General features: G+C 59.3%; 8 protein-coding genes and 1 riboswitch. All 8 genes read left to right on the forward strand.

Annotation, left to right across the window (positions count from 1 at the left end; translation table 11 throughout):
* Positions 1-283: 283 nt before the first annotated feature.
* Positions 284-384: riboswitch (glycine riboswitch) on the forward strand.
* A gap of 163 nt (positions 385-547) precedes the next feature.
* Positions 548-1,846, forward strand: a complete 1,299-nt coding sequence (locus tag JRJ26_18895) for a pyridoxal phosphate-dependent aminotransferase (protein MBW2059562.1) — start codon at positions 548-550, stop codon at positions 1,844-1,846.
* A 141-nt stretch (positions 1,847-1,987) separates the two neighbouring features.
* On the forward strand, positions 1,988-4,348 hold the full coding sequence (locus JRJ26_18900; protein ID MBW2059563.1) for a hypothetical protein: 2,361 nt from the start codon (positions 1,988-1,990) through the stop codon (positions 4,346-4,348).
* 33 nt (positions 4,349-4,381) lie between these two features.
* Positions 4,382-5,107, forward strand: a complete 726-nt coding sequence (gene lipB, locus JRJ26_18905; GenBank protein ID MBW2059564.1) for a lipoyl(octanoyl) transferase LipB — start codon at positions 4,382-4,384, stop codon at positions 5,105-5,107.
* 99 nt (positions 5,108-5,206) lie between these two features.
* Positions 5,207-5,593, forward strand: a complete 387-nt coding sequence (gene gcvH / locus JRJ26_18910; protein MBW2059565.1) for a glycine cleavage system protein GcvH — start codon at positions 5,207-5,209, stop codon at positions 5,591-5,593.
* 36 nt (positions 5,594-5,629) lie between these two features.
* Entirely contained in the window at positions 5,630-6,985 is a 1,356-nt protein-coding gene (gene gcvPA, locus JRJ26_18915) for an aminomethyl-transferring glycine dehydrogenase subunit GcvPA (protein MBW2059566.1), read from the forward strand.
* 60 nt (positions 6,986-7,045) lie between these two features.
* Complete coding sequence (gcvPB, locus tag JRJ26_18920) at positions 7,046-8,533, forward strand: aminomethyl-transferring glycine dehydrogenase subunit GcvPB (protein MBW2059567.1); 1,488 nt, start codon at positions 7,046-7,048, stop codon at positions 8,531-8,533.
* Positions 8,534-8,537: 4 nt separating this feature from the next.
* A complete protein-coding gene (locus JRJ26_18925) occupies positions 8,538-9,791 on the forward strand; it encodes a hypothetical protein (GenBank protein ID MBW2059568.1) in 1,254 nt (417 codons plus the stop codon).
* Positions 9,746-11,686: serine hydroxymethyltransferase (locus tag JRJ26_18930; protein ID MBW2059569.1), on the forward strand; the 1,941-nt coding region annotated here is incomplete at its 3' end. The genes JRJ26_18925 and JRJ26_18930, both read left to right, overlap by 46 nt.

Here is an 11,686-nt window from a genome sequence, read left to right on the forward strand (position 1 = left end):
TGCCTCCGAGCGACATTGCGGAAGCGGTGGGGTACCCATCAAGGGTGAGCGGGAAGGGGAAAGGTCGTGTTCGTGGGGAAGGGGCAGGAATTCCCCACCCGCGAACCTTGATAGGGTCACCGCGTGAGCTCAGGAGCGAGGGGACAAGGGTGTTCTCCTGCCAAGACAAAAAAAGATCGTGAAGTCATATACTTGCAAGAATCTTGGGCCGAAAATTCAGGAAACTCCACCAATCTTTCCCCTTGCCTCCGAGGGGAAAATATGTCAAGATAGATCTTGTCAAAACAGAGTCGCCAGGAGAGATCCGCGTGACGCGGGCGCCGAAGGGGCAAGGCCGTAATGGAAAAGGCTGAAACTCTCAGGCAAAAGGACTGGGACTCTGGAGTCTCCTGGAAAGCTCCAGGCCCGTGGCCTGGACACCGAAGGGGTAAGCCCTCGAAGCAAAGGGGTAATCTCTCAGGTAACAGAGACAGGGGCAGAACGAAAAATTCTGCTCCTATTTTTTTGTAGGGGCAACCCATAGACTTTTCCGAGGAGGGCAGCAGTCATGAATCTCTATGCAGACAGGATCCAAAACCTCGGCACGGAGAACGCCTTCAAGATCGGAGACGACATCCGTCGGTGCGAGCAGCAGGGAATGAAGGTGGTAAAGTTGAATCTCGGGGAACCGGATTTCAACAGTGCCGAAAACATCAACCAAGTCGCCATCGAGAACATCCGGGCGGGAAACTCCCACTACACGGACCCCCAGGGTATCCTTCCCCTGCGCGAGAGTATCTGCCGGCATCTCCTGAAGACCAGGGGTATTACCGTCGATCCCCGTCAGGTGGTAGTCACCACCGGGGCAAAGCCGCCCATCTCCTATACCATGATGACCTATGTGAACCCCGGAGACGAGGTGATCTACCCGAGTCCCGGGTTTCCCATCTACGAATCATGGGTGACCTTCGTGGGTGCCGTGCCCGTTCCACTCCACCTGGAGGAAGACAAGGGGTTTCGCTTCGATGCGGCAGATCTGGAGCGGCTCATCTCACCGAGGACAAAGATCCTGATCATCAACTCCCCTTCAAACCCCACCGGCGGGGTACTGACCGGAGAGGATCTTGCCGGCATTGCGCGGGTCGTCAAGGACCGGGCCGATCCCAACATTCGGATCTACTCCGATGAGGTCTATGAGGATATCATCTTCGACGGAAAGGAGCACGAAAGCATCGTCTCTATTCCGGACATGGCCAACAATACGATTCTTGAGAGCGGCCATTCCAAGTCCTTTGCCATGACCGGTTGGCGCCTGGGATATGCGGTCCTGCCCACCGTGGAAGAGGCCATGGTGTTTCGCCAGCTCAACATCAACCTCATCTCCTGCACGCCCCCGTTCATCCAGGAGGCCGGTAGAGAGGCCCTCGACAATGAAGAAAACAGGAGAATCATCGCGGCCATGGTCGCGGAATTTGAGAAGCGGCGGGATGTAGTGGTGGAGGCACTCAACCGGATCGAGGGTATCCACTGCAACAAGCCTGAGGGGGCCTTCTATGTCTTTCCCAATATCGGCGGTGTCTGCGCGGATCTGGGTATCATCGACGCCTATGAGAAACTCCCCCCGGAGACAAAGAAGAGAACCAGTCCATCCACCATGTTCCAGATGTTTGCCCTTTACCGCCATGGAGTGGCCACCATGGACCGCCGTTCCTTCGGCGTCGTCGGCAGTGAGGGCAAGCACTACCTCAGGCTCTCCACGGCCACGGACATCGAGTCCCTGAAGGAAGGGGTGAGGAGGATCGAGGCGGCGGCAAAGGACAAGAAGGGGTTCGAGGGGTTCATCAAAGAGGGAGAACACCTGTTTTGAATCCCCTCGAGGTGGATCCGACGCGATCACACCCGGTGTGTAGTGCGGGAAAAAAACACGGTGACCCGAAAGCATTGGGCAAGAATCGGCAGGCCGGCCGGAATAGAGCGGGTCGCCGCATGAGGGCGAAAGGAGGATACCATGACATTGGCATTCGGGCCGAGGCGCGCCGTCTACATCGACATCGGGGAGGAGCTCAAAAAGGCGGCCGAACCTCTATCCAGCGATGAGGCAAACACTTTCGAAGGCTTTGACCTGATCTACCGCTCCCTCTGTGCCATGCTCTACAATTACGTCCCGACTTCCGGACACCCAGGCGGATCGATATCCTCGGGTAGATTCGTAAGCGCCATCATCTTCGGCGCGTTGGACTACGACGTATCCGACCCGGACCGGGACGACGGGGACATCATCTCCTACGCCGCCGGTCACAAGGCCTTGGGCCTCTATGCCATGTGGGCCTTGCGCAACGAGGTAGTACGCATGGGAGCCCCCGAACTCCTCCCCAGTGACGAGCGGCTGCAGCTCCGCCTGGAAGACCTCCTCGGCTTCCGGCGAAACCCCATTACAAAGACCCCGCTCTTTCTGAAATACAACGTTAAACCCCTTGACGGCCATCCCACACCGGCAACCCCTTTTCTCCGCCTCTCCACGGGTGCGTCGGGCGTGGGTCTGGCAAGTTCCCTGGGACTGGCCTTCGGGGCTCTCGACTACTACGGCGAAGATGCACCCCGCGTCCACATTGTCGAGGGTGAAGGGGGGATGACGCCCGGGCGGGTAAGCGAGGCCATGGCCGCTGCAGGGACGGCTTCCCTGGGCAATGCCATCCTCCACGTGGATTGGAATCAGGCTTCAATCGATTCGAACCGAGTCTGCCGCGAGGGAGATGCACCTGGTGACTATGTCCAGTGGAATCCCATGGAGTTCGCCTACCTCCACGACTGGAACACTATTTTCGTTCCCGACGGAAAGGACTTCCGGCAGATCTTCCTCGCTCAGCAGAAGGCGGCCACCATCGGCAACGGACAACCTACGGCGATTATCTACCGGACAACCAAGGGCTGGAAATACGGCATCGAGGGAAGGAAGTCCCATGGAGCCGGACACAATCTCTGTACCGAGGGCTTCTACGAGGCTCTCCAGCCTTTTCTCGATGCCACGGGTTCGACGGTTCCCCGGTGTGAACCGGGCAAACAACGCTGCGATGGCGGGACGAGGGCTGCCGTCGTAGAGGAGTGTTTCTGGGAGGCCTTGACGACCATAAGAAAGGCTCTGGATGGTAACCGGCAGGTGGTGGAGGACCTCGCCGGAAGGCTGCGCGACGCCAGAGATCGCCTCGACAGGCGCAAGCGCAGAGCCCGCCCCGATGCCCCTGACGTCGAAGCCGTATTCGAAACAGCGGCAAGAGAGGGTTCCGCCGTCCCCGGCGAGGTCGCCCTCTCCCCCGGGAAGACAACGACCCTCAGAGGCCAGTTGGGCCGTGTTCTCGGCTATTACAACAGGGCCAGCAAGGGGGCCATCTTCGCCGCAGCAGCGGACCTGCTCGGCTCCACAAGCGTCAACACCATAGGCGAGGACTTTCCTGAGGGGTATTACAATCGGAAGACCAATCCGGGTTCGCGCCTCCTGGCGATAGGCGGCATCTGCGAGGATGCCATCACAGGCACCCTGAGCGGCCTATCCGCCTTTGGACGGCACATCGGTGTGGGTTCCTCCTACGCCGCCTTCATCGCTCCCCTGGGCCACATCTCGGCCCGCCTTCACGCCATCGGCAACCAGGCACGACAGGCCATCGTGAAGGAACCCTACCGGCCTTTTGTGATGATCTGTGCCCATGCCGGTGTCAAAACAGGGGAGGACGGACCTACCCACGCCGACCCCCAGGCTCTCCAGCTTCTCCAGGAAGACTTTCCCCTGGGCACGATGATTACTCTCACTCCCTGGGATCCCCAGGAGATCTGGCCTCTCGTCTCTGCCGCTCTTGACAGGCGTCCCGCGGTGATCGCACCCTTTGTCACGCGGCCGACCGAAGAGGTACTCGACCGGGAGGGACTGGGATTGGCTCCAGCAAGGGAGGCAAAATCCGGGATCTACCTCCTCCGAGGCGCCAGGGCAAAGCCGGAGGGGACCGTGGTGCTTCAGGGAAGCGAAGTCGCCTATGCTTTCATCCAAGAGGCCCTTCCACTGATAGAAAAGGAGGGAATCGACCTGGACGTCTACTATGTGGCAAGCGCCGAGCTCTTTGCCCTCTTGCCCCCCTCGGACCAGGAATCCCTGTTCCCCAGGGCACGCTCCGAGGAGGCCATGGGGATCACCGGCTTTACCCTCCCCACCATGTATCGGTGGATCCGCTCTGACTGGGGCCGCAAGATGACACTCCATCCCTTCCAAAAGGGCCATTACCTTGGAAGCGGGAAGGCCGACAAGGTCCTGGCAGAAGCAGGGCTCGATGGGGAGAGCCAGTTCAAGGCCATCCGCCGGTATGTGAAGGAGCGCCCCTAGGAGAGGCCGGCGCAAGGAGAGGAGGGGGCGGTAATGTCCCGAAGAGAGGTCTATCTGGCCAGCTATCCCCTGGTCCCGTACGGGGAGGCGTTGAACCTCCAGAGGCGTGTGGTATCGGCGAAAATCGAAAGGGGATTCCCGGACACGCTGATTCTGCTGGAGCATCCTCCCGTCATCACACTGGGGCGCCGGGCCAGGGAGGAGAACATAAGGGCATCTCAGGAGGTACTCCAGGCAGAAGGGATAGAGGTCTTCCACGTGGAGAGAGGGGGAGACGTGACCTACCATGGACCGGGACAGCTCGTGGGTTACCCCGTCTTCTCTCTGAAGCACTACGGAAAAGACATCCCCGGCTTTGTCTTCTCCATAGAAGAGGCGCTCATACGGCTCTGTCACGACCTGGGGATTCCGGCTCTTCGGAGATCTCTCAACCGGGGAGTCTGGGTGGGAAACAAGAAGATAGCCTCTGTGGGTCTCGCCATAAGGAGGTGGATATCCTTCCACGGGTTCGCCTTCAACCAGGCCCCCAACATGGCCCATTTCAAACTCATCAACCCCTGCGGGCTCTCCGCCGTAGAAATGACCTCCGCGGAAGAGATTCTCGGGGAGGCGATCGATTCGGGCCTCCTGCGCAGGCAGGTCTGCAGGCACTTTGAGGACGTCTTCCAGGTCAGCTTCGTGGAGGTCGATCTCGGGGACGAGCTCGACACCCGGCCCGTGAGAGAAGGTCTTGAAGGTGAACCGACGCCCTTTTGGTAAGTCAAGGAAACAGGGCCCAGGCAGCCCCATCGATTCGGGCTCGTCACGTGCGGTGTCCCGGCCGAGGGTCTGGCAGAGAAAGTACGGAAGGAGGAGTCTATGAGCATTCCCAAAGATCTCAAATACACCAAGGAACATGAGTGGGCGAGGGTCGAAGGCGACCTTGTAACCGTGGGCATCACGGACTACGCCCAGCACAAACTCGGGGATATCGTCTATGTGGAGCTGCCCTCTGTCGACTCCGAGGTAACCGCTTCGGAACCCTTTGGTACCATTGAGTCGGTCAAGGCGGCCTCAGACCTCTACTCACCGGTCTCGGGAAAGGTGGTGGAGATCCATGAGGAACTCATGGATGACCCCAAGCCCATCAATCAAGACCCTTACGGAGAAGGATGGATGATCCGGGTCGAGGGCTCTGGCGGGCTCGACGGGCTTCTCGACCCGGACGCCTATGAGAAGTGGGTCGAGGAAGAGGAGAGCCAGTAGCCGGCCCGATACCGCGGAAGGATTGGGGGAGGAGTCATGCGCTACATACCGAATACCGAAGAGGTTTGCCGGGAGATGCTGAGCACCATAGGGGTCGATTCAGTGGGAGACCTCTTCTCAGACATTCCACGGGAGCTGCTGCTCCAAGAGCCTCTGAATATCCCCGGCCCTCTGTCCGAGATGGACCTGTACGAACACCTGAAGGGGCTCGCCGGACAGAACACCGACGCCGATGAGGCGACCTACTTTCTCGGGGCCGGTGCTTACTTTCATTGGATTCCCTCTGTGGTGTCACACCTTGCCGGCCGTTCCGAATTCTACACGGCCTATACCCCCTATCAGCCTGAGGTCAGCCAGGGAACCCTCCAGGCCATCTTCGAATTCCAGACCTACGTGGCTCTGCTCACGGACATGGAAGTGGCAAACGCCTCCATGTACGACGGGGCCTCTGCGCTTGCCGAGGCCGTCCTCATGGCCATGCGGATCAAGACGGACCGGAAGGAGATCCTCATCGCGTCGACGGTCCACCCCGAATATCGAGAAGTAGTCAAGACTTACCTCCTGGCCCAAGATGTCCGAATCAGAGAGATCCCATTCACGGGCGATTTCCAAACCGATTGGAAAACCGCAGAGGAGGAGATCTCGAAGAGGACCTGCTGCCTGGTGGTTCAGAACCCCAACTTCTTCGGGGTCGCGGAGGATCCAAAGGCTCTCGGACGGATCTTCGATCGGCTTCACGATGCAGGGGGGTTGGCCATCGCCACGGTGGTCGAGCCCATCTCTCTCGGGATTCTGTTACCACCCGGCAGGTACGGCGCTGACATCGTGGTGGGGGAAGGTCAATCCCTGGGGAATCCCGTCTCGTTCGGCGGCCCCTTCCTCGGGATCTTTGCGACCAGGAAGGGCTTTGTCAGGAAAATGCCCGGGCGACTGGTCGGTGAGACGACCGACAGCAGGGGAGAAAGAGGATACGTCCTCACCCTGGCAACCAGGGAGCAACACATCAGGCGAGAAAAGGCAACATCGAACATCTGCACGAATCAGTCCCTCAACGCCCTGAGAGCGAGCATCTACCTCTCTGTCCTTGGGAAAAAGGGACTCCGGGAGGTGGCACGGATCAACATGAGGAATGCAGACTACACGAGGGAGAGGATCGCCGAGATTCCGGGCTATACAACCCAGCGGGTCCCCATATTCAACGAGTTCGTGGTGAGATGCAAGAAGCCCGTCCCGGAGATCCACGAGGCCCTCCTGGCAGAGGGGATCGTGGGAGGATTGGACCTCGCCAGGTTTTCCCAGGAATTAGAGAACCACATGCTTGTCTGCGTGACCGAAACCAACCGCCTGAAAGACATTGACCGGATGTGCAGGATCCTCAGGGCCGTCGGATGAATCCGCCGGGCACGCCTCCAGGGCTCGCGGTCTGTGCCATGGAGGGACAAGGAGGCCATCATGTCACGAGAAACCCCAGGCACCCAAGGCCTGGTTCTGAACGAGCCGCTTGTCTTCGAACAGTCGGTCCCAGGACGAAGGGCTTACTCTCTGCCTGAGACGGGTGTTCCAGAAAAATCCCTGGAGGATATTATCCCGGCCGACTTCCTCCGCCAGGAGGTCGAGGGCCTCCCAGAGGTGAGTGAGGTGGATGTGGTCCGCCACTATACGCGCCTCTCCCAGTGGAACTACGGTATCGACTTGGGGTTCTACCCTCTCGGATCGTGTACCATGAAGTACAACCCGAAGATCAATGAAGACCTTGCAGGTCTTCCGGGGCTTTGCCAGGTCCACCCCTACCAGGGGGAGAGACTCTCCCAGGGGATCCTTCGGCTCATGTACGAACTCCAGCAGATGCTTGCCGAGATAGTGGGACTCAAGGGCGTCTCATTGCAGCCATCGGCGGGAGCCCACGGGGAGCTGACCGGTATGCTCATGATCCGGGCCTTTCACGCTGAAAGAGGGGCTCCCAGGAAAAAGGTGATCATCCCGGATTCGGCTCATGGTACCAATCCGGCGAGTTCGGCCCTCTGCAACTACCAACCGGTGTCTCTGAAATCGGACGAACGAGGATTGATCAGCTCCGAAGCCCTCGCAGCCGCCATGGATCAGGAGGTGGCTGCCCTCATGTTGACCAACCCCAATACACTGGGGCTCTTTGAACGGGACATCGTCAAACTCGCCCGGATCGTCCACTCCAAGGGCGGGTTGGTCTACTGCGACGGGGCTAACCTGAATGCTCTGGTGGGCATTACACGATTCGGAGACATGGGAGTCGACGTGGTTCACATCAATCTGCACAAGACCTTTTCTACCCCCCACGGTGGGGGTGGCCCCGGAGCCGGACCGATTGCCGTAAACGAAAACCTCATCCCCTATCTCCCCGTACCGACCGTGGAAAAAGAGGCGGACCGCTATGTTCTCTGCTACGACCATCCGAAGTCTATCGGAAGGGTGCGCGCCTTTTACGGAAGCCTGGGTGTTCTCCTTCGGGCGTACGCCTATATACTCAGCATGGGACCAGAAGGGGTGAGGCGGGCGAGCGAGGTGGCCGTCATCAATGCCAACTACATCCGGGCCAAGCTTAAGAAGAGCTATCACCTCCCCTATGACCGGATCTGTAAACACGAATGCGTCTTTTCGGACAGACTCCAAAACCTCCATGGGGTCCAGACCGTCCATATTGCCAAACGCCTGATGGACTACGGATTCCATCCCCCCACGATCTACTTCCCCCTGATCGTACGTGGCGCCCTGATGATAGAGCCTACCGAAACCGAGAGCAAGGAAACCCTGGACAGGTTTGTCTCGGCCATGGAGGCGATCGCCCGGGAGTCGCAAGAAGACCCGGACCTTGTGCTTCAGGCTCCACATAAGACCAAGGCTGCAAGGCTCGACGAGACCCAAGCGGCCCGGTCTCCCCACCTTACCTGGACCGATGTGGGATAGCAGGATGAGATCCTCCAAGGCCACTCTGATCCTCTGGATGAGATCCGAAGGAGACTCCGAAGCCGAACAGATGGTTTCAGGGGCGAAAAGAGCCAATGTCCTAGACCATGTGGAAAAAGCCTGCCATGTGGAGGAGATCGGCTCGATCATCTTGGTTACCAACTGCCCTATCATGGAGAAGAGCCTCAAGGACTACCCGGTGATCCTGGAAAGAGTGTCCCCTCAAGAGATGGTTCCCTTCGGCGAGAGGCTCGGCCGGATCATCAGAAAACACCGAGTCGAGGCCCTCTTCTATGTGGGGGGAGGGAGCGGGGTCTTCATGGAGGCCGAAGACATGGCCCGAATGGCACGGGCGGTCCTCGCCTCTCCGGACATGCTTCTGGTCAATAACTTCTTTTCCACAGACTTTGCCGCTCTCGGCAGGGACGTGGCACTCGGGACCCTGGGGCGTTGCCGCAAAGACAACCATCTGGGAATGGTCCTGGGACGAGATCAGGGGGTAAAGACCAGGGTACTGCCCCCGAGCCTCATGGCCCGTTTCGACATCGACACTCCCACCGATCTTATGATGCTCAAGACCCACCCGCCACGGGAGGGTCACATCTCCCGCGTTGTCTCGGACCTGCCCATGGACATATCGTCCATCTTCCACCTCATGGATGTTCTTGTCGATCGCGACCGGGAGGCCGCGATCATGGGGCGGATACCACCGGAAATAGCCCTCTTCTTCGACAGAGAGACGGCCTGCCATCTCAGGTTTCACATCGAGGAGAGGGGCATGGAAGGGGGAAAAGGAGGAGAGGCGGTCTGGTCCCTTGTGGGCCTGTGTCTCGAGAAAGCGGGCATTGCCTCCTTCTTCCGTACCCTGGGGGCCCACATCCACGGTGCAGTCGTGGATTCCCGGGTCTTTTTCCGCCATTTCGGCCTCCATCCCTCGCGAAGAGACCGGTTCTCCTCCGATATCCTCCAACCAGAGGAGATCGCCGACCCCTGGGTGCGGTTGCTTACCGAGGCCGCGAGGGAATGCCCCATCCCGGTGATTCTCGGCGGGCATACCCTGGTCTCAGGGGGTCTCTACATTCTGGCAGAGGCGGCATGGAAAAAGACCGGAAGGCCTCTGATCCGGGATGTGGAGCAATTTCACCATAGAGGTGGAGAAGGAAAACCTCCGGCTGTGGCAAACGGCCTCTCACCCGTGGAAGGAGACGGAAAATGGCTGTACCAGACTACGGCAACCTTGTCTTTGGGAAGGACCTGAAAGAGATAGACCCCGCGATCCAGGAACTGATCGACCTGGAAGAGGAACGGCAGACTCGCAAGATCATCCTAATCCCCTCGGAATCTCTCTGCCCTCTCCCGGTCAGAGAGGCCCTCGGTTCGGTCTTCACCAGTGTATATGCCGAAGGCTATCCCCCGAGGAGCATGACCCTCGATTCGGAAGAACGGCTCGGGGATTTGGCCCATCAGCTCGCCTACTACCGCCGTTACGGTGACAGGCGCTTCTACAAGGGCTGCGACTACGTCCACTTCCTGGAGACCCTGGCACAGAGGAGAATCGCCAAGTGCTTCGCCAATCCCCGGGTCGGAGCCGAAGACATATTCGTCAACGTGCAGCCCCTTGCCGGAGCTCCTGCTAACAACGCGGTTTACGAGGCCTTTGTCGAACCCGGCGACACGGTGATGGGCATGTCTCTCTCCCACGGCGGCCATCTGACCCATGGAAGTGAGTTCAATCGATCCGGCAAGCGATACCACATCGTCTCGTACGAGGTCAGCAGGGCAAGAGAGAGACTCGACTATGAGGCCATCATGAAGCTCGCCCTCGAGGCACGACCCAAGATGATCATCGCCGGGTACACCTCTTATCCCTGGGCTCCGGATTGGAGGAAGTTCAGAGAGATCGCCGATGCGGTTGGAGCGATCCTCCTGGCAGACATCTCCCATACAGCGGGGATGGCCATCGCCGGTGTCTACCCGAACCCGGTGGGGATAGCCGATGTGACGACCTTTACCACCCACAAGACCATCTTCGGCCCGAGGGGGGCCGTCATCCTCACGACGGATGAAGAAAAAGCCCAGAAAATCGACACGGCCGTCTTCCCCGGCGAGCAGGGCGGGCCCCACGTCAATAAGTTCGCAGCCATGGCCGTTGCTTTCAAGATAACCCAGACAAGGGCCTTCAGGGAGATCCAGAGGCGGATCGTCGAAAATGCCGGGGCTCTGGCTGCAGCCCTGAAGCAGAGGGGGATCCGATTGGCCTATGGCGGGACCGATACCCACCTGCTCGTCATCGATCTCAACGCCGTCAAAACCCAAACAGGCTTTCCCCTCAAGGGGGAGATCGCGGCGCGGATTCTAGACCTCTGCGGGATTGTGGTCAACAAGAACACGATTCCAGGCGATGCGACGGCAGCCGATGCCAGCGGAATCCGGCTGGGGACACCCTGGGTCACCCAGAGGGGCATGGGAACAGAGGAGATGGACCGGCTCGCCGACATGATCCACCGGCTCCTCACAGCCATTCAACCCTTTCAGTATATCGGACTGACCGGTATTCTGCCGAGGGGGAAGATCGATCTCGATGTGCTGGAGGGGATAAAGAGGGAAGCAATCGAACTGGGCGAAAAGGCCCGGGGAGAAGGAGGATCCCAGAGGAGCGGGTATCCCCACTTTGCCCTCTATCCCCAAGATGGAACCAGCAGGGTCCCTCTGTTCGAGCCGGGCGGAGCGGAAAGGGACGATACGACAAGCCAGAGAGCCTCCGCCAGGCACCTGCTTCTCGACCTCAGTGACATGGGGATAATCGAGGTAAAGGGAGACCGGACCGCCCCCTTTCTCGAAGAGCTCACCACCGTCGACATCCTGGGTCTCAAACCCGGAGGCAGGCGTCATGCAGCGGTCCTGGACCGGCACGGGAAGATCATCGATGATGTCTGTGTGGTCCGCCTGAGCCGCGATTCACTGGGAAGGGACCGTTACTGGGTTCTTACCAACCCAGAAAACACGGAGAAGATCAAGGCCTGGTTCCGGGGCATCTCCGACGGGTACGTGCTTTTTGATGAGGCCGACATTTTCAAGAAGGTCGAAGGCCCTGTGGTTGTGGAGGATCTCAGCGAGGTCGAACCTTCACGGCGAAAAACAGTGTTCGCCCTG

The organism is Deltaproteobacteria bacterium (genome assembly GCA_019308905.1).
In the GTDB taxonomy this organism is placed as follows: Bacteria; Desulfobacterota; BSN033; order WVXP01; family WVXP01; genus JAFDHF01.

Bases quoted from the DNA above. Each gene is read 5' to 3' on its own strand.
- JRJ26_18895 (MBW2059562.1), top strand. From the start codon at position 548: ATGAATCTCTATGCAGACAGGATCCAAAACCTCGGCACGGAGAACGCC.
- JRJ26_18900 (MBW2059563.1), top strand. From the start codon at position 1,988: ATGACATTGGCATTCGGGCCGAGGCGCGCCGTCTACATCGACATCGGG.
- lipB (MBW2059564.1), top strand. From the start codon at position 4,382: ATGTCCCGAAGAGAGGTCTATCTGGCCAGCTATCCCCTGGTCCCGTAC.
- gcvH (MBW2059565.1), top strand. From the start codon at position 5,207: ATGAGCATTCCCAAAGATCTCAAATACACCAAGGAACATGAGTGGGCG.
- gcvPA (MBW2059566.1), top strand. From the start codon at position 5,630: ATGCGCTACATACCGAATACCGAAGAGGTTTGCCGGGAGATGCTGAGC.
- gcvPB (MBW2059567.1), top strand. From the start codon at position 7,046: ATGTCACGAGAAACCCCAGGCACCCAAGGCCTGGTTCTGAACGAGCCG.
- JRJ26_18925 (MBW2059568.1), top strand. From the start codon at position 8,538: ATGAGATCCTCCAAGGCCACTCTGATCCTCTGGATGAGATCCGAAGGA.